Raw genomic sequence first — 20,456 nt, 5'->3', positions numbered from 1 at the left:
GTTCGGGGGGGTCGGGGTTGGGAGAGGTCAGTGTGCGAAGTGGCGTGACCCGGTCAGGTACATGGTCACGCCCGCCTCGCGCGCTGCCTCCACGACCTCGGTGTCGCGGATCGATCCGCCGGGCTGCACCACCGCCGCCACCCCCGCTGCGGCGAGGATCTGGAAGCCGTCGGGGAACGGGAAGAAGGCGTCCGACGCGGCCACGGCGCCCGTGGTGCGGTCGCCGGCGCGGCGCACGGCCAGTTCGGCGGAATCGACCCGATTGACCTGTCCCATGCCCACTCCCACGGACGCACCGTCCGCGGCGATGAGGATGGCGTTGGACTTGACGGCGCGGCACGCCTTCCAGGCGAACTCGAGGTCGGCCAGCACTGCCTCGTCGGCGGGCTCGCCCACGGCCAGGGTCCACCCCGACGGATCGTCGCCCGCGGCGTCGAGACGGTCGCGGTCCTGCAGCAGCAGGCCGCCCGAGATCTGCTTGATCTCCGGCACCGCCGTCGGCGGCTCGCACACGAGGACGCGGATGTTCTTCTTGCGCTGCAGCACTCCCAGCGCGCCGTCGGCGTAGGACGGGGCGATGATGACCTCGGTGAAGATCTCGGCGACCTGCTCGGCCATCTCGACGGTGATCTCGCGGTTGGACGCGATGACGCCGCCGTACGCGCTCACCGGATCGCAGGCGTGCGCCTTGCGATGCGCCTCGGCGATGGAGCCGGACGCCGATACCGCGATGCCACACGGGTTGGCGTGCTTGATGATCGCCACGCACGGGAGATCGTGGTCGAACGCGGCACGCCAGGCGGCGTCACCGTCGGTGTAGTTGTTGTACGACATCTCCTTGCCGTGCACCTGCTCCGCCTGCGCGATGCCGGCGGGAGCGGACGGGTCGACGTACAGAGCGCCGGCCTGGTGCGGATTCTCGCCGTAGCGCAGAACCGAGGCGCGCTCGTAGGTCGCGCCCATCCATGCCGGGAAGTGCTCGGACTCGTCGGAACCGCCGGCGACGAGGACGTCGGTCATCCAGGACGCCACCGCGACGTCGTATGCTGCGGTGTGCTGGAACGCCGTGGCGGCCAGAGCGATTCGCTGCTCGAGCGTGAAGCCGCCACCCTGCACCGCGGTCAGCACGTCGGCGTAGCGAGCGGGATCCACCACGACCGCCACCGACGGATGGTTCTTCGCCGCGGCGCGGACCATGGACGGGCCACCGATGTCGATCTGCTCCACGCACTCGTCCGAACTCGCACCGGACGCCACCGTCTCGGTGAACGGGTAGAGGTTGACGATGACGAGCTCGAACGGAGCGACGCCCAACTCGTCGAGCTGCGCGAGGTGTTCCGGCTTGCGCGTGTCCGCCAGGACGCCGGCGTGCACGCGCGGATGCAGCGTCTTCACGCGGCCGTCCAGGGTCTCGGGGAAGCCGGTGAGGTCTTCGACCCGAGTCACCGGTACGCCCGCGGCGGCGATGCGCCCGGCGGTCGATCCGGTGGACACGATCTCCACCCCGGCGGCGTGAAGGCCCACGGCCAGCTCGTCCAGACCGGTCTTGTCGTAGACGCTGACGAGTGCGCGCGAGACGGCGCGCGTGTTCTCTGGGTTAGTCACTGGGGATCTGGGCCTTTCGTCCATCGGTGATGACTCCGCGTGTGGCGACGGCGGCGACCACGTCGATCAGCAGCCGTCGTTCGACGATCTTGATGCGCTCGTGCAGCGACTCCTCGGTGTCGCCGTCGAGCACCGGAACAGCTTCCTGCGCCACGATGGGCCCGGTGTCCACACCGTCGTCCACCAGGTGGACGGTGGACCCGCTGACCTTCACACCGTGGGCGAGGGCGTCGGCCACCGCGTGCGCGCCCGGGAACGACGGCAGCAGTGCGGGGTGGGTGTTGACGATGCGGCCACCGAAGCGTGCGAGGAACACCGGCCCGAGGATCCGCATGAATCCCGCACTCACGACGAGATCCGGTGACCAGGAGTCCACGACCTCGGTGAGGGCGGCATCCCACTCCGCACGCGAACCGTGGTCCGACACGGCCACTCGCCGGGACGGCAGCCCTGCGCTCTCGGCGCCGCACGGCCGATCCACCACCACGGCGACGACCTCGGCCGGGAACTCGGGAGCGGACGCGGCCTCGACCAACGATCCGAGCAGTGATCCGACCCCCGAGGCGAGGACGACGACGCGGGCCGGGAGGTCCCGCCCGGGTGTCGAACGCGGGGCAGACAGCGTGCTTCTCCTCAGCTGCTCGGGCGGGTCAGGTGCTCTGTCGGCGTGGGATCACGCCGACAGGAAGCCTAGACGGCCGCCGTTCGCCTCCTCGATCGGCCTCGCTCGGGGAGGACGCGCGTCAGGGAGCGGTGTCGGTGCCGCCGGGCTTCTCGGGCTCGGCCGACTCGTCCGGCAGGTCGACGATCTCGGCGTCGACGACGTCCGCCTCCACGGCATCGTCTTCGGTCTCGACGGTGTCGGTGGTCTCGGCTTCGGTCTCGGCTTCCACGATGTCCGTGTCCGTCGGCGCGGCGTCCGGGGCTGCGGGGAGGGCGGCCGGCTCACCGAGCATCGATGTGCCCGCGGAGTCGTCGGATTCGCGCTCCTCGGCTTCGCTGTCCTCGTGCCATCCGTGGATGTCGTGGCGCCGCATCGACCAAGCGGTGACGGCCGCGGTGAGCGCGCCCACCACGAGGCACCACGCGAAGGTGGTGACGCCGAGGAGCGGCGCATCGACACCAAGATGGCCGAACGTTCCCACCGAGCCACCGGCGACGACGCCGATCAGGAGGGCCGCCACGCTCACGCAGACCGCGGCGGCGGCGGCACTGCGCACCGCGTCCGCCAGGGACGTCGTCGCACGAGCACACGCACGCCCGAGCACCACGGCGGCGAGTGCGGGGACGACGAGCATGACCGGCCACCACACCTGGGCCGACGATTCGGGCATGACTGCCAGCACCGGGACGGCAGGAAGCTGACCGCCGGTCGTCTCGGTGACGGAGACCATCGCCGCGCCCACGTGGGCGGACGACCCGGTGACGACCGACGACGCCGCCACCACGATGTTGGGCAGATACAGCACCGAGATCGCGGTCAGGCCCAGCGCTCCGCCGATCCCGCCGCCGGACTCGAGCAGCGTGCCGAGCGTGGAGAAGGACAGCACGAGAGAGGCGGCGACGACGACGGCGCCACCGGCGAGCAGTACTGCGCCGGCACGCGCCGCGGGAGCGAAGGACGCTGCGAGCCACGGCGGCAGGACCACCGTGCGCATGAGTGAGGGCCAGGTACCGCGGATGCAGCCGATCGCCGCACCGATGCCGTGCACGAGGATCACCCACCCGAAGGTGGCGAGTGCGTTGGGCGTGCTCAGGGCGATGACGGTGGACGCGTCGTGAATCATCGCGAGCATCACCGCCGCCATCGCGAGCGGACCCGCGATCGCCGCGCCGACGACCCATCCGATGTCGCGGCGGGTGGAGGCGTCGGTCAGTGGCCGCGCGACCGCCGACGACACCGCGTGCACCAGCACGAGAGTGGGCAGCAGCGGCAGGATCGACAACGTCGCACCGGCGATGCCCAGCGGCACTTGATGGACGGCCAGCCACGTGGCGGCCAACGCGCCGAACGTCCCCGTCAGGTCGCTGTTCGCGGAGACGAGCGTCACCAGCACCACGGCCGTGACGACGGCCAGGAGTAGCCCGACGGGCCGGAACGCCACGGTGAGCAGCATTCGAGCCTCGTCGGGACTCGGACCGAAACGGCCCCGCGTGTGCGGTTCGCGATCGAGTAGTGAGGTCATCACCGATCAGGTTCTCACCGTCGGCGCGGTGGAGAACCTAGGCGCGCCGACGACGCGGTTCAGCGGCGGTCGTCCGACCGATCGCCGAAGTCGAGTGCGCGGGTGGCTTCCGGCGCCTGCTGCTCGGGTGCCTGCTGCTCGGGTGCCTGCTGCTCGGGTGCCTGTTGCTCGGGCGTGCGCTCCTCCGTGCTCGGCTGCTGCGCGGACGACTGCTCACCGGTGGGAGGTGTCGCGGACTCCGCCGATGCGGCGTGCGCGGGGGCGGTGTCCGCGGCGGTCTGGCCGACCGGCTGCCCGTAGCGCTCGGTCGGGGCGCTGTAGGGCGATCCGTAGCCCTGCGGCTGGCCGTACCCTTGCTGACCGTAGGCGCCGGGCTGCGCCTGACCCTGCTGGCCGTACCCCTGCGGCTGCCCGTAGGCACCCGGCTGCCCGTAACCCTGGGGCTGCCCGTAACCCTGCGGCTGGCCGTATCCCTGGGGCTGGCCGTAACCCTGCGGCTGCCCGTAGGCACCCGGCTGGCCGTAACCCTGCGGCTGGCCATAGCTCTGTGGCTGCCCGTAACCCTGCTGGCCGTAGGCGCCCTGCTGGCCGTATGCCTGTTGGCCATATGCCTGCTGCCCGTAGTTCTGCTGGCCGGGACCCTGCTGTCCCGGGCCACCCGGCCGGCCGAACTGCTGCTGCTTCGGACGCGGCGCCGGGACCGTCACGACTCCCGAGTCGACGAGAAGCGCACCGACGGCCGCGGCCACCTGCACGATGGCCAGGATCAGTACCAGGATCGACCCGATGCCGATACCGACGCGGACGGTCTCACCGAAGGCGGTGAACGCCGCCCCGCGGTTCACCAGCTGGAAGATCAGCGTGAGCAACGCGGTGACGGACAGCGCCGCGACCAGTCCCCGCGACGTCGTCTGCCGCGGCAGGAGGCCCGCGGCCGCGACGAGCGCGGCGAGGAGGAGCAGCGCCACGGACGTCGGGTCGCCCAGCTCGCGTTCGAAGAAGTTGGAGGACTCACCGCCGAGCGCGAACTGCGCGGACAGACCGAGCAGGAACGCGAGGACACCGGTGCCGATGACGACGTACGACGCGATACGGGCGACCTGCGTCGTGCGCGCCGCGATCTGCTCGGTCGTGTTGTCGTCGGCGTCGGCCGCGTCCGCGTCGACGGACGGGGTCGCAGCGCCGTCAGTGCGGTCGATCGACGCTGAACGGTCGTCGACCTGCCCGGTCTCCGTGGACGGGTCTCCGAAGGTGGTCGTCCGCGGGTCCGTCCGGCCGTGGTCGTGGTCGGGTCCCCCTGGTGAGAAGGTCATCTCGATTCCTCTTCCTCGGTGCTGGTCGTCGGTCGGCCGCCGACTGCGGCGGCCGCGCCGCTCACCAACACTACGGACCCGCGGTGAGTGACTCCTCGCTCAGGCGACGCCGACGGGTTCGCGGTCACTCGCCCGCGCGGCCTCAATCTCCCGCACCAGCGGCAGAATCTTCGCTCCGAAGTACTCGATCTCCTCCTGGAAGTGCAGGAAACCGCCGAGGATGAGGTCCACGCCGCGGTCGCGGTAGTCGACGATGCGCGTCGCCACCTGTTCGGGCGTACCGATCAGCTGGGTCTTGAAGCCGTCGTTGTACTGCACGAGGTCCTCGAAGCTCGAGTCGGCCCACATGCCCTTCTTGTCCGACGTCGAACTGCCGGCCTGCTGCACGGCACCGCGGAACCCCTCGACTGCCGGCTTGTTCGCCTTCTCGATGATCTCGCGGAGGGTGTCCCTCGCCTCCTTCTCGGTGTCGCGGGCGATGATGAAGCCGTTGAGACCGAACTTCACTTCACGCTGATGGGCCTGTGCGACGCGCCGCACGTCGTCGATCTGCTCGGTGATGCCGTCGAAGTCCTTGCCGTTGGAGAAGTACCAGTCGGAGTACCGACCTGCGTTCTCCCGTGCCGCCGACGAATTACCACCCTGGAACAGTTCGGGATTGGGACGCGCGGGCGTGTTGAGCGGTTTCGGCTTGAGCGTGAAGTCGTGGATGCGGTAGAAGTCGCCGCGGAAATCGACGTCGTCCTCGGTCCAGATCTTGCGCAGCACCTGCAGGAATTCGGCGCTGCGTCGGTAACGCTCGTCGTGTTCGAGCCAGGGCTCACCGAGATGCGTGAATTCGTCCTTGAACCATCCACTCACCACATTGACGGCGAAGCGTCCGTTGGAGAGATGGTCCGCTGTCGCACCGAGTTTCGCGAGCACGGCCGGTTGCCAGAGCCCGGGATGCACGGCAGCGATGACCTTGAGGCGCTCGGTCGCGAGGAGCAGTCCCAGACTGAAACTCGTGGACTCGTGTTGAAACTCGGCTCCGTAGCTGGCCTCGTACCGGACCTGGCTCAGCGCGTACTCGAACCCGTTGTTCTCCGCCGTCTGCGCGAGCTTCTTGTTGTACTCGAACTCCCAGCTGGTGCGTTGCTCGATGTCGCTGGTGACGAGGCCACCACTGACGTTGGGCACCCAGTAGGCGAACTTCACTTCGTCGGCGATCTTCTCTGTACTCATGCAGTCCTCGGTTCGATAATAGTGCGCGACATATGATTTCAGGAGTACCAGGTGGGCTGGGGCAACTCGCCGGTGAGCACGTGGCGGCCGATCTCGCGGCGCTTGTAGGCCACCGGATCGTGCAACGTGTGCGTGCGCACGTTGCGCCAGAAGCGGTCGAATCCGTGACTCGACGCGGTGGCGCGGGCGCCGAGCCCCTCGAAGATGCCCGACGTGATCTCCAGGGCGACCTCCGTGGCGCGTGCCTTCGCCGCGGCGACGCGCACCTCGTGCTCGCCGCGCTCGTGCTCGGTGACGGTCCAGGCGTTCTCGTGGATCCGCTGCTGCTCCGCGGCCACGGCGTCCGCGAGAGCCTCTGCGGCCCAGAGCTTCGCGGTCAGGTCTCCGTACAGGTCGATGATGTAGGGCTCGTCGAGCGCGTTGTCCACGGTGCTGTGCAGCCACGCTCGCGTGGTGGTGCGCGTGTAGTCGGCAGCGGTCTCGAGGGCTCCGCGTGCGATGCCGAGGTAGAAGTTGACGAACACCAGCTGGATGATCGGGACGTTGAGGGTGTTGTAGACCCGCGGCTCGAACGCCTTGTTCGCGAATCCGGCGGCCGAGCTCCAGTCGGTGCGGACGTGATCGATGGTGACACTGCCACTCTCGGTGCGACGCTGACCGATGTTGTCCCAGTCGTCGTGGAACGTCAGGCCCTCGGAGTTCGACGGAACGATGGCGAAGACGTGGGTGTCGGTACCGGCGAGCACCCCCTCGAGCACGGTCACGTCGGACACGCGACTGCCCGTGGAGAACGTCTTGGCACCGTTGTAGACGATCGTGTCGCCCTCGTCGGTGATCTCGACGTCGTTGTCGCGCGGGTTGACCGCGCCGCCGAAGAACCAGGTGTTCTCGGTGGCGGCTTGTTCGACGGCAGCGATCTGCTCCTTCGTCCCGACCAGACGTGCCGCCCAGAACCACAGCAGGTGGTAGCCGAGCAGCTGTCCGATCGACCCGTCGGCGGCGGCCACGGCGCGGATCACCTGGTAGGCGGTCTCCCAGGTCTGCCCGCCACCACCGAACTCGGTCGGCCCGAGGATCGTGACCAGACCGGACTCCTTCAACAACGTCACCTCCTCGTGCGGCGCCTCGGTGGCGCGATCACGGGCGACGGCGTCGACGGCGAGGATCGCGGCCACCTCGTGGGCACGGTCGATCCATTCCGCGGACGTCGTGGGAGCGGTGGTCCAGCGCGGTTCGGTGGCGGCGCCGGCGGGGCGGGTGTCGGTGATCGTCATGCCCGGAAGTACATCGCCCGGGTCGATGCGGAACCACCGTTGCGCTCTGGGTGATTCGAACGGTTCGCTCACTCGCCGGGTGCGGTGAAGTAGTCGGTGCCGTGCGAGTCGCGGACATGGACGATCCCGTCCCGGAGCATGCGGTGGTGCCACTGCCGCCGGGTCTTCAGGCCGTGGTGCCGACGGCACAGCGGCGCGAGGTTGCCGGTGACGGTCCAGCCGCCTCTCTCCGGGTCGGTGTGGTCGAACGGGACGACATGGTCGAGATCGCAGTCCTCGCTGGGCACAGCACACCCCGGATGGATGCATGTCGGATACAGCGCTGTCACCAGCGCCGCGACCGCCTCGGACGGCCGGTAGGTCAACGCCCCGGCCGGGGGCACGGCGAAGCCCCCATGTCCGTCGGGGTTCTCGACGGCACGGTCCAACGACAATGGTGGCAGCGCGCGGAGGTACTCGGTGTCCTCCCGCACCGCCCGCGCTCGAACGCTGTCCATTCGCCCCGCGGTCGGTGTCCAGCCTGCCGGCATGCGGCGAGTTCGGCGGACTTCCCGCCGGGCGGCGGGAACCGGCGTGCCCGGTGGTTCGGAGCCGGTCGGCGGGTCGTGTTCCGGGCATCGGCAGCTGCACGCAGCCCGAGGTTCCGCGACCTTCGCCGCGGTGATCATCGCCTGCCACGTCGCATCCCCGGCGATTCTCCGGGCCACGTCCGCAGGAACCGGACCCCAACCCACGAGGTGGCCGGGTTCCCCCGCCAACCCCGCCGCCGTGGCCGCATCGAGCACGATCACCGCAGTAGCCTCGGTACGGGCGACCGACCCCCGCTGTTCGCAGTCATGGCCAGCACATTCACACGCGACAGCTCCGCCGGCGAGCACCGCGTGAGCTGCATCGAACAACCGCGCGGACAGCGGCCGCGGATCCGTCGCGCACACCCCACGCGCCGCCGACACGATCACCCGCCACACCGCGGCGACCTGCTCCGCCGGACCACGAATCGTCAGCTCCGCCTGACCCCGAGGGCGCTTGCGCACCGTCGCCGACCGCTCCGACGCCGCCCGTTCACGCGCCTTCCGGTGCCACTCCGCATCGAACTCCGCGAGAATCCGATCGACCGCCGCTGCCACCGCACCCGGAGTGCACCTCGACGCGGCAGCGATCACCCGCTGCAGCAGGGCCTCGGTGGCGTTCGGAACCTCGGCCACCGACCTGCACACCGTCCGGAACGCTGCATACGCCAACCGGCCCGCATCGAACGCTTCCGCCACCGCGGGATGCGCGGTGCGGGTCAGGAACAGCCACTCGGTCACCGTGCGCGTCGACACCGCCAACGCCGCCGCGACCTCCGCCACCGCACAGGTCTCAGCAGCTTCCGCGTCGAACACCCCACCCGGACCAAGCACCGCCGGCCGACGCGACGACTCCTGCACGTACGCACACGACGCCGACACGGTCCGGGCGAACGACGCCTGAGCGTCGACCTTCGCCGACACCAACACATCCGTCGAAACCTCTGCGTCGTACACGAATTCACCCCCCGGTGATGCCCCGATCAGACCGCCCCCGACGACCTGAACAGACAGTAACCCACCCCACCGACACACTTTCGGGTCACGCCGTCGGATGCGCGCTCCAGCTTTTCGATCCGTTGCGGCCGTCGATACATGCGCGGACATTGAGCGCAGATCGCCTTTCCACCAACACATTCCGTGCCCGAGAACACGTCCGGTCGTACTGACCGGACACGTCGATCGAGCTCGAGGCGTCCCGATCGGCGGTCAACTGGATGGGGGTGAGTGTGTTTCGGCCAGGACTTTCGCGAGTTGGCTGATGCGTGTGCGGGCTGCGTCTGGGGCGAGGACCTCGATGTGGTCGCCGAATTGCAGCAGTTGACGCACCGACTCGATGTCGGGGTAGCCGACGACGACAATGCATGTTCCGTTCTCCGGATCGGATACATCGTGGATGCGTGTCCCGAGGATGCGCCGCGCCAAGTCGAGGCCGTGTTCCGGCAGGCGAAAGGTCACGCTCACATGACCTCGACCCTCGGTGCGGTCCTTCAACGCGGCCCATGTGGTGCGGAGGGTTTCTCCGGGTCGGAGAGAGACTGGCGCGTCGAGTTGTTCGAAAGCCGCGAGTCGGTCCAGAGAGAACAGTCGTCCATCTCCTCGGTGGTCGGCGACGAGGTACCAGCGGCCGGACTTCGCCACGATCCCGTACGGGTCGACCACACGTGTCGAGGCCTCACTCTCGGCGCTCCGCCGGTATCGGATTCGCAATCGGCGTCGGTCCTGCAGGGCCGATGCCAGATCGGCGACGTCGACCGCTGCTTCTGAATCGGCAAACCACGGGGTGCTGTCCACCAGCACGAGGTCCGCCAGTCGCAATGGGCTCGTGCCCGTGGATGTCGCGGCCTGGCGGGCGGCGATCTTGCGTGCTGCCGACTCCCACATCGCCGACAAGCCCATGCGCTCACGTTGCGTGCTGTCCAGACCCGCCAGAGAAAGGGCTTCCAACTCCGGTGGTTCCAGGTGGGACGCGTTGAGCCGCGCACCGGGGAGCAGGACGATTCCACCGCTGCGGCCACGTTCGGCGTACACAGGCACTCCTGCTGCCGAGAGCGCCTCGACGTCCCGCAGCACGGTCCGCCGCGATACTTCCAGACGCGCGGCCAGCTCCGTGGTGGTGATGCGTTGGCGGGTCTGCAGCAACAGCAAGAGGTGCAGCAATCGGGAGGCCTTCATGCGTCCGATCTTCGCAGAAAAGGTGACAGGTTCTGTCGTGATAGGCCGGTCCACTGTGGCGGTACCGAGAATTCACCGAGTCGAGGAGCTCCTGTGCCCGCACCGAACCTGTTCCTGATCGGCGTCCGCGACGCCGAGACCGCTACCAGCTTCTACAGCGACCTGTTCGAGATCGAACCGACCTTCATCAGTCCCCACTATGTCGCTTTCCAGGTAGCCCCCGGCGTCTTGTTCGCGCTGTGGACCGGCTACAGCGAGCACCTGGCCCCGGACACTCCACGCACGACCGAGGTCGGACTGATGGTCCCCGGGTCGGCGTCTGCCGTCGACGAGGTCTTCGCGAACTGGGTCTCGAAGGGAGTCCGTGTCGTCGACGAGCCGTACGACGCGGTCTTCGGCCGCACATTTGTGGTCAGCGACCCCGACGGCAACCTCATCAGGGTCTCGCCGATCGACTGATCTACCGAACGACGACCACCTTCCCGATGGTGCCGCCACTTTCCACCCGCCGGTGCGCGTCCTGCAGGGTGTCCACGTCGAACGGTGACAGAGTAGTGGTGCGGGTGCTCCGCAGAGTTCCGTTGTCGATGAGTCGCGAGACCTCGTCGAGGATGGTGTGCTGAGAAGTGCTCTCCGGCAACGACAACGGCACCGTGAACATCAGTTCCCAGTGCCAGGTCTGGCTCTTGGCCTTCAGCGGCATCAGGTCCAGGCCGACCGGATCGTCGATCGCCACGACCTGGCCGTGCACTGCCATCACCGCGGCGTAGGCGCCGACATTGCCCTCGGAGAACGGCGAGAACACGTACTCGACGCCGTCCGGCGCCAGGGCACCGACCTCGTCCACGAGGGAGTGCCGATCCACGACGTGATGGGCGCCCATCTCCGTTGCCCAGTCGCGGGATTCGCCGCGCGATGCCGCGGCAACGACGGTGAGCGAGGTCAGTGCCCGGGCGAGCTGGATGATCATCGACCCGGTACCGCCGGCGGCCCCCATCACGAGAAGTGTGCCGGTGCTGTCTTTCCCGAGTCCGAGCCGGACGAACAGCGATTCCCAGGCGGTGATGGCGGTCAGCGGCACGGCCGCGGCGTCCTCGGCGGACAGTGACGACGGCGCATGGCCGACGATCCGCTCGTCGACGAGTTGGTACTGGGCGTTGCTGCCGTCCCGAGCTATGGATCCCGCATAGAAGACTCGATCGCCGGGCTCGAAGATTCGGGCGTCGGAACCCACCGCGACGACCTCACCGACGGCGTCGAAACCGAGGACCTTCGGGCCGTCGGACGGATCGAAGGACGAGCGAACCTTCGTGTCCACCGGATTGACGGACACCGCGTCGACACGTACGAGAACGTCGAATCCGGTGGGCGACGGAGTCTCTCGCTCGATCTGCACGAACGGCGAGTCGGGTTCGACGGAGACGATGGCGGAGTGAGTCGCGGGAATGCTCATACCTCGACGGTAGTCCCCCGGAACGACACGAGGGAGGCAAGCTTCCCGAGCGGGAAACCGGCCTCCCTCGTGTGAGAGAAGAAAGAGTGACTACTTCTTCTCGAGGATCTCGCGCGCGAGGGCAGCGGTCTCGGACGGCGTCTTGCCGACCTTCACGCCGGCCGCCTCGAGAGCGTCCTTCTTGGCCTGAGCCGTTCCCAGCGAGCCGGAGACGATGGCGCCGGCGTGGCCCATGGTCTTGCCCTCGGGAGCGGTGAAGCCGGCGACGTAACCGACGACGGGCTTGGTGACGTGCGCCTTGATGTAGTCGGCTGCACGCTCCTCGGCGTCGCCACCGATCTCGCCGATCATGACGATGATCTCGGTGTCGGGATCGTTCTCGAACGCCTCGATGGCGTCGATGTGCGTGGTGCCGATGACCGGGTCGCCGCCGATGCCGATGGCGGTGGAGAAGCCGAAGTCACGGAGCTCGAACATCATCTGGTAGGTCAGGGTGCCCGACTTCGAGACGAGGCCGATGGGGCCCTTGCCGGCGATGTTGGCGGGCGTGATGCCGACCAGTGCCTCGCCGGGGGTGATGATGCCGGGGCAGTTCGGCCCGATGATGCGGGTCTTCTTGCCCTTTTCGACGTTGTAGGCCCACGCGTACGCGCTGTCCTGCACCGGGATTCCCTCGGTGATGACGACGAGCAGCGGGATCTCCGCGTCGATGGCCTCGACGATGGCGTCCTTGGAGAATGCCGGCGGCACGAACGCGATGGACACGTCGGCTCCGGTCTTCTCCATGGCCTCGGCAACGCTGGCGAACACGGGCAGCTCGACGTCGGAACCGTCGGCTGCGGTGTGCTTGACCGTGGTCCCGGCCTTGCGAGCGTTGACGCCGCCGACGACCTGCGTGCCGGCCTTGAGCATCAGGGCGGTGTGCTTGGTGCCCTCGCCGCCGGTGATGCCCTGGACGATGACCTTGTTGTTCTTGTTCAGGAAAATAGACATGGTTTCGGTGCCCTCTACTTCGCAGCCAGCTCGGCGGCCTTGTCGGCGCCTTCGTCCATGGTCTCGGCCAGTGTCACCAACGGGTGCGCAGCATCGGCGAGAATCTTCCGGCCTTCTTCGACCTTGTTGCCGTCCAGGCGGACGACCAGCGGCTTGGAGGCGGTGTCGCCCAGCGTCTTCAGAGCGCCGACGATGCCGTTGGCAACCGCGTCGCACGCGGTGATTCCGCCGAAGACGTTGACGAACACGCTCTTGACCTGCGAGTCGCCGAGGATGACGTCGAGGCCTGCGGCCATGACCTCTGCCGAGGCGCCGCCGCCGATGTCGAGGAAGTTGGCGGGCTTGACTCCGCCGTGCGCCTCACCGGCGTAGGCGACGACGTCGAGGGTCGACATGACCAGTCCGGCACCGTTTCCGATGATGCCGACCTGTCCGTCGAGCTTGACGTAGTTGAGGTCGTTCTCCTTGGCCTTCGCTTCGAGTGGGTCCGCCGCGTCGGCGTCCTCGAACTCGGCGTGGCCCTTCTGGCGGAAGTCCGCGTTGGCGTCCAGGGTGACCTTGCCGTCGAGGGCGAGGATCTGGTCGTCCGGCGTGCGCACGAGGGGGTTGACCTCGACGAGCAGCGCGTCTTCCTTGATGAAGACGTCCCACAGCTTCTGGATCGTGTTGGCCGCGGCGTCGAGCACCTCGGCGGGAAGCTTGCCGGCCTCGGCGATCTCACGCGCGAAGGCGAGGTCGACACCCTTGACGGCGTCGACGGGGATGCGGGCGAGCGCGTCCGGGTTCTCCTCGGCGGTGACCTCGATCTCGACACCACCCTCGACGGAACACATCGCGAGGTAGGTGCGGTTCGTGCGGTCGAGCAGGAAGGAGATGTAGTACTCCTCCGCGATGTCGCTGGCTTCCGCGACGAGAAGCTTCTTGACGACGTGGCCCTTGATGTCGAGTCCGAGGATCGCTTCCGCGTTCGCCTCGGCCTCGGCGACGTCCTTGGAGTACTTCACGCCGCCAGCCTTGCCGCGGCCGCCGACCTTCACCTGGGCCTTGACCATGACAGGCTTGCCGATTTCTTCGGCGATCTGTCGTGCACCGGCGACCGTGTCGGTGACACGACCTGCCGACGTCGGAACCTCGTGCTTGGCGAAGAGTTCCTTCGCCTGGTATTCGAAGAGATCCATCAGCTCACCATCTCGTCTGCGTTGACGCCCGCTCGAGGGGTAGGAGCGGGTCCGACTTGCGACTGTAACTTTCCACCGAGAGGCCTGATCGACAGCCCGTCGAACTTGTGGTTCAGATCACCGACCTGCGCCGACATCTACTCACCAGTACGAAAAAATCCTGCCGCCACCAGCGCCGATGCCGCAGCGCCGACAGCGGTCACGAAGGCCCCCGACGACGCCGTCACGCCGGGGCCCGCGCCGCCGAGGATCGGGCTCAGCGCGACACCCGCCAGAGCCACCGCGGAACCGATCTGGAGCGCCGCGGCGCGCGACGCCCGAGCGCGGGCCGCGACGGCGGCGCCGATCAGGACGGCGGCCACGAGTACCAGCCGCCGGTCTCCCCAACCACGTCGTACTGCGGCAGGAGCAGCCCCAGTGCGGCGACCCCGGCCGCGACGGCCAGCGCGGCTGCGAGGGGGCGCGAGGCCCCGTCCAGATCGCTGGTGTCGACGCCGTCCCGCTCCGAGGCGCCCGCCGCGGCGACGAGCGCGAGCGTGAGCAGACCGAGCAGCGTGCCGACGACCAGCAGCCAGCCGCCCGCACCGACGGACACGCCGTCGATACCGACGCCCAGCACGAGCGCCTGCAGCACCGCGGCCGCGAGCGCCAGATGGCCCGTGACGATCAGCGGCACCGCAGGCCGCACCGCGGCGGCGAACTCCGAGAAGAGCAACAGCACGCCGCCGACGACGGTCACGACGGCGTACGCGGCCACCGCCCGATCCCCCACCACCGTCGGGACGGAGCCGGTCGAGACGTCGAGAAGCGGCAGGACGGCGCCGACACCGAGAGCGATGCCCGTCAGGACCGTCACCGCTCCCGCGACGACGTGCCGCCGCGTCGAGTTCGAGGGAGCGGCGGACCGTGCGAGCCGGGGCACGGAGGTCGTGGGTCCGGAGGTCGCGCGCGCCGTCGCCACCGTGGCCACGCCGAGGACGAAGAGCCCGCCGACTCCGACGACCGTGCCCGCGCCGAGGTCGATGCGGTCGCCCGCCCCCAGCGCGGCAGCCAGGCGGACGCCGACGACGGTCGCCGACGCCGCGACCACACCGGTCAGTGCGCCGACCGCCGCGGACCTGCTGGTCGACGAGAACGCGTAGGCCACACCCACCAGCACCGCGACCGCGGACAGTCCACCGCCGAGAGCCGACGCGACGGGTCCGGCGACCGGAGCGGGAGCGAGGACGACGGCATCGGTGCTCACGTACGCGGGCAGGAGGAACGAGGCGGCGAGTGCGAGAGCGCCCGCGACCCCCGCGGCGACCACGACCGATGCCGATCGACGAGCGACGGGATCCTCGTCGACGTCGTCCCACTCGACCGTCCGCGCCAGCGCGAGTGCCGCCAGCGCCCCGGCGACGACGACGAGCGCGTGCCCGAGCGTCACCACCACGGCTCCCGGGCCCGCCTTCAGCGCGCCGGCCGAGATCGGACGGAACAGCTCCAGCCGGTCGGCGTCGATCGCTCCGACGAAGAGCTGAAGATCGGCCACGATCGATCCCAGTGCGACGGCGCCCAGCGTCGCGAGCACGGGCAGAGTGGACGGCCGGGTCGCGCGCACCAGGAGCGCCAGGGCGATCGCCGCCCAGAGCGCCGACGAGACGACGGCCGCGCCCCGCACCGGGGGGCCCACGTCGGCGCCGCCGACGACGGGAACGTACGGAGCGGCCGCCACCGCCAGCGCTCCGACGACTCCGAGAGCGCGGGCACCGAGCCGGACGGGGTCGGACGCGGAACCAGAGGTACGACGGCCCGCGGATGTCGGCTGTGTCACGATGACGAACGGTATCCGGTCCTCGTTCCGCCGATCGTGATGCCGCTCGCCTCGATCACAGGAAGATCACCGATGTGCCTGATCGGCGTCGGGACTCGTCCTCGAGTAAACCCAGGACACCTTGTGAGCCACCTCACATATGTGACCCGAGAAGCCGTTTGGCTTGCGCCCGCCGCGACCATTTCGTTACCGTCCACGAGGTTCCACATCACGGGTAGGTCACGAATCAGGAGGACGGCAGGTCTTGCAGCACCACCGAACTCCGTTCACACGCTCACGCTTCGTCTCGGACGCCACCGACGACAGTCGGTTCGATTCCCAGCAGTACGAGGCCCAGCAGTTCGAGCACGACACCACCGTGTTCACGCCGGCGGACGGTCATCTGACCGACACCGGCCCCCTCGAAGCCCTCTCGACCGATGCAGCATCGTCCCCCTGGGACCGTGCGCACGAGTCCAGCGACTACGTGGCGTCCGCGCCCGCGTACACCCCGGCCCCCCTCGGCGATGCGCCCACGCGCCGCCGCCGCTCGGTACCGGCGACGTCCTTCCTCGTCACCGCCCCGGCCGGGGCAGCACCGTCGGTGACCTCGGCTGCCATCGCGGACGAGATCGCCGTCAAGCGCAGCGGCGCCCACCGCATCCCCGCTCCGCCGTCCGCCCTCAAGGGACGCGTCGCTGTCGTCGCCGTGGCCGCAGGTGCGGTCGTCGCTGCCGGCCAGGCCGCGATCGACAACGCGCAGCCCGCCGAGCGCACCGAGACCTCCGAGTACGCGCTGGCCGCCGGCCAGGCCCCGGCAGCTGCCGCGTCCGCAGGAATCGTCGACAGCTCCACCGCCGCCGGCATCGTCGCGGACCAGCCGGCCGCGCACGTCGACTCGGTGCCCACCGCCACGTCGACCGGAGCGCCCGTCACGGCCCCCTCCACGTCCGCGGCACCGCAGATCCTCAACATCGCCGCACCGGTCGACCTGGGCCAGTTCTCGGAGCTCCTGGCGAAGGGCCAGCGCTTCAGCGAGGAGCGCGAGGCTCGCGAGGCCGCTGCACGGCGTCCCCTCTTCGCACTGCCTGCGCTCGGCACCTACACCTCCGGCTTCGGCTCGCGGTGGGGCACGCTGCACGCCGGCGTGGACATCGCCAACGCCATCGGCACGCCGGTGTACGCCGTGGCCGACGGCACCGTCATCGACTCGGGCCCCGCGGCCGGCTTCGGACTGTGGGTCCGGTTGCAGCACGCCGACGGCACCATCACCGTGTACGGCCACATCGATTCGTCCGAGGTCCAGGTGGGCCAGACGGTCATGGCCGGCGACGAGATCGCCAAGATGGGCAACCGCGGCCAGTCCACCGGCCCGCACCTCCACTTCGAGGTCCACCTCACGGGCGACAACAAGATCGACCCGCTCCCCTGGTTGGCGTCCCGCGGTATCGCTCTCGGCCCCGAGCGCGACTGAGTTCCCACACCTCCACAACGTCGAAGGTCCGGCGTCACCGTCATGCACGGTGGCGCCGGACCTTTCTTCCGTGCCCTCTCACAGCTTGGTCATCGGCACTCCGCCGATGAGCATCATCTTCACTCGACCGGACGTGCCGAAGTCGATCAGCACCATCGCACGCTGACCTGATCCCTCGGACTCGACGACGGTCCCGAGACCGTACTTGTCGTGGCTCACGCGATCACCCACGGCGAGCGTCAGGGTGTTGTTGGACCGGGCCTTGCCGAAGCTGGGTGTCGGGGTGGCCGACGGCGACGACCCACCGGACCATCCACCACGGGGATTCGACGTCCAGTCGCGCTGGCGCCCCGAGCCACCACTGGAACCGAACCCGCTGCCGACGCCGGGATCCTCCCGTTTCCAGTCGATGAGATGCTGCGGAACCTCTTGCAGGAAGCGCGATTCGGGGTTGTTGATGGGCTGCCCCCACGCCGAGCGCATGATCGCGCGAGTGAGGTAGAGCCGGTGCCGCGCACGCGTGATGCCCACGTAGGCGAGTCGACGCTCCTCGGACAACTCCGCAGGATCACCGAGCGCTCGCATGTGCGGGAACTGGCCGTCCTCCCACCCGGTGACGAACACGACCGGGAACTCGAGCCCCTTGGCCGTGTGCAGCGTCATGAGCGTGACGACACCGTCGCCGTTGTCCGGGATCTGGTCGGTGTCGGCCACCAGCGAGACCCGCTCGAGGAAGGCGGCGAGCGAACCCGGCTCGGCCACACCGTCGGTGTCCTCTGGTTCTGCGGACGCGACGTCGAGGTCCGCGTTGATGTCGACCCCCACCTCGAGATCCTCGATGCCCTGAAGGTTGCGTGCGTCGGCACTGAACTCGCGGGCCACGCTGACCAGTTCGTTGAGGTTGTCGAGGCGAGCGCCGTCCTGGGGATCCGAGCTGGCCTCGAGTTCGGCGCGATACCGCGTGCGGTCGAGCACCGCCTCGACGATGTCGCCGATGTCCGCGACGTCGTTTCCGTCGGCATCGGTCGCGTTCATGGTGGCCCGCAGCTCGCCGATCATCTCCATGAACGACGCGATGGCGTTCTGCGCGCGCGTGTTGAGCAGCGCCACGGAGCCGGCCGCGGCATCGAGGAGCGCGGCGTTGAAGCTGATGTTCTTCCGCTCGGCGTGCACGGCGACACAGGCCTCGGCACGATCGCCGATGCCGCGGCGCGGGGTGTTGAGGATGCGCCGCATGCTCACCGTGTCGTCCGGATTGGCCAGCACGCGGAGGTACGCGACCACGTCGCGTACCTCCTTGCGCTCGTAGAAGCGCACACCGCCCACCACCTTGTAGGGCAGACCGAGGCGGATGAAGATCTCCTCGAGCGCGCGCGAGGAGTTGTTGGTCCGGTAGAACACCGCGACGTCGGAGTACTTGTAGTCGGTGCCGTCGACCAGCCGATCGATCTCCGACGCCACGAACTTGGCCTCGTCGTGCTCGTTGTCCGCCACGTAGCCGATGATCGGATCGCCGTCGCCGGTGTCCGTCCACAGCCGCTTGTCACGACGGTTGGTGTTGCGCGCGATGACGGCGTTGGCTGCCGCCAGGATGGTCTGGGTGGACCGGTAGTTCTGCTCGAGCAGGATGGTCCGCGCATCCGGATAGTCGCGCTCGAACTCCTCGATGTTGCGGATGGTCGCGCCGCGGAACGCGTAGATCGACTGGTCGGCGTCGCCCACCACGCACAGTTCGCTCGGGGGAACTGCCGCGACCTCGCCCTCCGCCGTCGATCCGGTGCCCACCAACTCGCGCACCAGCATGTACTGCGCGTGGTTGGTGTCCTGGTACTCGTCGACGAGGACGTGGCGGAAGCGGCGCCGGTAGTACTCGGCGACGTCCGGATGGCTCTGCAGCAGTGCCACCGTCTCGCCGATGAGATCGTCGAAGTCGAACGCGTTGGCCGCCCGCAGACGCTGCTGGTAGTGGCCGTAGACCTTCGCGATGACGGCCGGCAGCTCGGCCGGCTCCTTCTCCGCGTCGGCGACGGCCTGGTCCGGATCGATCAGCTCGTTCTTCAGATTGGAGATCTGCGTCGCCAGCAGACGCGACGAGAACTTCTTCGGATCGAGCTGCAGATCCTTGCCGATCATCGTGAGGAGCCGACGCGAGTCGTCCGCGTCGTAGATGGAAAAGTTCGAGTTGAGGCCGGGAAGCAGCGCCGCCTGGCTGCGGAGGATCCGCACGCAGCTCGAATGGAACGTGCTCACCCACATGAAGTTGGCCCGCGGCCCGACCAACTGGACGACGCGTTCCCGCATCTCCGCCGCGGCCTTGTTGGTGAACGTGATCGCGAGGACCTGGCCGGGTGTGACATCTCTCTCCGCCAGGAGATATGCGATGCGACGGGTCAGCACCGCGGTCTTGCCCGAACCGGCGCCCGCCACGATGAGCAACGGTCCCCCCGAGTGCATCACTGCCTCGCGCTGCTGGGGATTGAGGCCCTCGAGGAGCTGGTCCGAGGACCTGGTGGCACGTGCGGGTGACTGTGTGTTCATCGTCCGTCCAGATTACCGGCGGTCACCGACACCGACACCATCACTCGGGCCGTGGGCGCCGAATCCCTGTCGTGTCGGAGTTCTGCCGCTCGCCGTATCACGCCGATCTGCAATTGCTCCTTCTTTACGTGGGGAGTGACACGGGCATACTCTTGCCCGGGCTCGACCGGCGAACGGCATCACACCGACTGCACCCGACCGTAGTGACCAGGCGTTTCGTGACTTCCGCAGAAATTCGTGGAAATCGCGTAACAGAACGTGAGAGCAGAGCGACACACGTTCTGACACGAGGAGTTGATATGAGCACAGCGATTCACACCACCGCAGCATCGGCATCGTCCGAGTCGAACGATCACGCCGACGACGCGAACCTGCCGACGTCCGAAGCCGAGATCGACGAGCTCCGCAAGGAGATCGACCGCCTCGATGCCGAGATCCTCGCCGCCGTGAAGCGCCGCTCCGAGGTCTCCCGCACCATCGGTCAGACGCGGATGGCACAGGGCGGACCCCGCCTCGTCCACAGCCGCGAGATGAAGGTCCTCCAGCGCTTCAGCGACCTCGGCCAGGAGGGTCACACGCTGGCCATGCTCCTGCTCCGCCTGGGCCGCGGCCGCCTCGGACACTGAGTCCACCGCTCGTAGAGCTCGACCGGGAACCGCCCAGACGACGGGCGGTTCCC

General features: G+C 68.6%; 17 protein-coding genes. 3 read left to right on the top strand and 14 right to left on the bottom strand.

The genetic code is table 11. The annotated features are described in order from the left end of the window. Positions 1 to 27 precede the first annotated feature (27 nt). The 8 genes from purH to HQ308_RS21765 all read right to left on the bottom strand — a co-directional run bounded on the left by purH (position 28) and on the right by HQ308_RS21765 (position 10,346). Positions 28 to 1,629, bottom strand: coding sequence for a bifunctional phosphoribosylaminoimidazolecarboxamide formyltransferase/IMP cyclohydrolase (gene purH, locus HQ308_RS21800; RefSeq protein WP_222627691.1), 1,602 nt, complete (start codon positions 1,627 to 1,629; stop codon positions 28 to 30). Beyond that, on the bottom strand, positions 1,598 to 2,242 hold the full coding sequence (gene purN, locus HQ308_RS21795) for a phosphoribosylglycinamide formyltransferase (protein WP_222629067.1): 645 nt from the start codon (positions 2,240 to 2,242) through the stop codon (positions 1,598 to 1,600). Before purN ends, purH begins: the two co-directional genes overlap by 32 nt. A gap of 106 nt (positions 2,243 to 2,348) precedes the next feature. Next, positions 2,349 to 3,791 (bottom strand): DUF6350 family protein, encoded by a 1,443-nt coding sequence (locus HQ308_RS21790; protein WP_222647898.1) that lies wholly within the window; start codon positions 3,789 to 3,791, stop codon positions 2,349 to 2,351. 59 nt (positions 3,792 to 3,850) lie between these two features. Further along, positions 3,851 to 5,104 (bottom strand): DUF5336 domain-containing protein, encoded by a 1,254-nt coding sequence (locus HQ308_RS21785; RefSeq protein WP_222647897.1) that lies wholly within the window; start codon positions 5,102 to 5,104, stop codon positions 3,851 to 3,853. A 99-nt stretch (positions 5,105 to 5,203) separates the two neighbouring features. Next, complete coding sequence (gene sfnG / locus HQ308_RS21780) at positions 5,204 to 6,328, bottom strand: dimethylsulfone monooxygenase SfnG (RefSeq protein WP_027504151.1); 1,125 nt, start codon at positions 6,326 to 6,328, stop codon at positions 5,204 to 5,206. A 38-nt stretch (positions 6,329 to 6,366) separates the two neighbouring features. Continuing rightward, a complete protein-coding gene (locus HQ308_RS21775) occupies positions 6,367 to 7,602 on the bottom strand; it encodes an acyl-CoA dehydrogenase family protein (protein ID WP_222647896.1) in 1,236 nt (411 codons plus the stop codon). A 68-nt stretch (positions 7,603 to 7,670) separates the two neighbouring features. Then, on the bottom strand, positions 7,671 to 9,128 hold the full coding sequence (locus HQ308_RS21770; protein ID WP_222647895.1) for an HNH endonuclease signature motif containing protein: 1,458 nt from the start codon (positions 9,126 to 9,128) through the stop codon (positions 7,671 to 7,673). A gap of 252 nt (positions 9,129 to 9,380) precedes the next feature. Continuing rightward, entirely contained in the window at positions 9,381 to 10,346 is a 966-nt protein-coding gene (locus tag HQ308_RS21765) for a YafY family protein (protein ID WP_056446982.1), read from the bottom strand. Positions 10,347 to 10,439: 93 nt separating this feature from the next. Here HQ308_RS21765 and HQ308_RS21760 point away from each other — a divergent pair, with 93 nt between their 5' ends. Further along, positions 10,440 to 10,805 (top strand): VOC family protein, encoded by a 366-nt coding sequence (locus HQ308_RS21760; RefSeq protein WP_056446979.1) that lies wholly within the window; start codon positions 10,440 to 10,442, stop codon positions 10,803 to 10,805. Position 10,806: 1 nt separating this feature from the next. Here HQ308_RS21760 and HQ308_RS21755 read toward each other — a convergent pair whose 3' ends face one another. The 5 genes from HQ308_RS21755 to HQ308_RS21735 all read right to left on the bottom strand — a co-directional run bounded on the left by HQ308_RS21755 (position 10,807) and on the right by HQ308_RS21735 (position 15,786). Next, on the bottom strand, positions 10,807 to 11,799 hold the full coding sequence (locus HQ308_RS21755) for a zinc-binding alcohol dehydrogenase family protein (RefSeq protein ID WP_222647894.1): 993 nt from the start codon (positions 11,797 to 11,799) through the stop codon (positions 10,807 to 10,809). A gap of 90 nt (positions 11,800 to 11,889) precedes the next feature. After that, positions 11,890 to 12,792 (bottom strand): succinate--CoA ligase subunit alpha, encoded by a 903-nt coding sequence (gene sucD, locus HQ308_RS21750; protein ID WP_027504157.1) that lies wholly within the window; start codon positions 12,790 to 12,792, stop codon positions 11,890 to 11,892. Positions 12,793 to 12,806: 14 nt separating this feature from the next. Continuing rightward, positions 12,807 to 13,970 carry an ADP-forming succinate--CoA ligase subunit beta gene (gene sucC / locus HQ308_RS21745; protein WP_222627394.1) on the bottom strand — a complete coding sequence of 388 codons (1,164 nt, stop codon included), beginning with the start codon at positions 13,968 to 13,970 and terminating at the stop codon, positions 12,807 to 12,809. Between the two features lie 137 nt (positions 13,971 to 14,107). After that, a complete protein-coding gene (locus HQ308_RS21740; protein ID WP_222647893.1) occupies positions 14,108 to 14,332 on the bottom strand; it encodes a hypothetical protein in 225 nt (74 codons plus the stop codon). Beyond that, positions 14,317 to 15,786 carry a hypothetical protein gene (locus HQ308_RS21735; RefSeq protein WP_222647892.1) on the bottom strand — a complete coding sequence of 490 codons (1,470 nt, stop codon included), beginning with the start codon at positions 15,784 to 15,786 and terminating at the stop codon, positions 14,317 to 14,319. The genes HQ308_RS21740 and HQ308_RS21735 overlap by 16 nt, the downstream gene beginning before the upstream one ends. Before the next feature lie 244 nt (positions 15,787 to 16,030). Here HQ308_RS21735 and HQ308_RS21730 point away from each other — a divergent pair, with 244 nt between their 5' ends. Further along, a complete protein-coding gene (locus HQ308_RS21730; RefSeq protein ID WP_027504159.1) occupies positions 16,031 to 17,239 on the top strand; it encodes a M23 family metallopeptidase in 1,209 nt (402 codons plus the stop codon). 78 nt (positions 17,240 to 17,317) lie between these two features. Here HQ308_RS21730 and HQ308_RS21725 read toward each other — a convergent pair whose 3' ends face one another. Beyond that, complete coding sequence (locus HQ308_RS21725) at positions 17,318 to 19,777, bottom strand: UvrD-helicase domain-containing protein (RefSeq protein ID WP_027504160.1); 2,460 nt, start codon at positions 19,775 to 19,777, stop codon at positions 17,318 to 17,320. A 299-nt stretch (positions 19,778 to 20,076) separates the two neighbouring features. Between HQ308_RS21725 and HQ308_RS21720 the strand changes: the two genes are divergently transcribed. After that, the gene (locus tag HQ308_RS21720) at positions 20,077 to 20,403 is read left to right on the top strand and encodes a chorismate mutase (RefSeq protein ID WP_027504161.1); all 327 of its coding nucleotides are present in this window, start codon (positions 20,077 to 20,079) and stop codon (positions 20,401 to 20,403) included. Positions 20,404 to 20,456: the final 53 nt, after the last annotated feature.

It is taken from the genome of Rhodococcus sp. BP-241, assembly GCF_019836145.1.
Taxonomy (GTDB): domain Bacteria; phylum Actinomycetota; class Actinomycetes; order Mycobacteriales; family Mycobacteriaceae; genus Rhodococcoides.
Note: the sequence above shows the minus strand (reverse complement) of the source record. Positions and strands in the feature narration are given on the sequence as shown.

Excerpts from the sequence above, each read along its gene's own strand:
- purH (WP_222627691.1), bottom strand. The coding sequence starts at position 1,629 with ATGGACGAAAGGCCCAGATCCCCAGTGACTAACCCAGAGAACACGCGC.
- HQ308_RS21790 (WP_222647898.1), bottom strand. The coding sequence starts at position 3,791 with ATGACCTCACTACTCGATCGCGAACCGCACACGCGGGGCCGTTTCGGT.
- HQ308_RS21785 (WP_222647897.1), bottom strand. The coding sequence starts at position 5,104 with ATGACCTTCTCACCAGGGGGACCCGACCACGACCACGGCCGGACGGAC.
- sfnG (WP_027504151.1), bottom strand. The coding sequence starts at position 6,328 with ATGAGTACAGAGAAGATCGCCGACGAAGTGAAGTTCGCCTACTGGGTG.
- HQ308_RS21775 (WP_222647896.1), bottom strand. The coding sequence starts at position 7,602 with ATGACGATCACCGACACCCGCCCCGCCGGCGCCGCCACCGAACCGCGC.
- HQ308_RS21765 (WP_056446982.1), bottom strand. The coding sequence starts at position 10,346 with ATGAAGGCCTCCCGATTGCTGCACCTCTTGCTGTTGCTGCAGACCCGC.
- HQ308_RS21755 (WP_222647894.1), bottom strand. The coding sequence starts at position 11,799 with ATGAGCATTCCCGCGACTCACTCCGCCATCGTCTCCGTCGAACCCGAC.
- sucD (WP_027504157.1), bottom strand. The coding sequence starts at position 12,792 with ATGTCTATTTTCCTGAACAAGAACAACAAGGTCATCGTCCAGGGCATC.
- sucC (WP_222627394.1), bottom strand. The coding sequence starts at position 13,970 with ATGGATCTCTTCGAATACCAGGCGAAGGAACTCTTCGCCAAGCACGAG.
- HQ308_RS21725 (WP_027504160.1), bottom strand. The coding sequence starts at position 19,777 with ATGAACACACAGTCACCCGCACGTGCCACCAGGTCCTCGGACCAGCTC.
- HQ308_RS21720 (WP_027504161.1), top strand. The coding sequence starts at position 20,077 with ATGAGCACAGCGATTCACACCACCGCAGCATCGGCATCGTCCGAGTCG.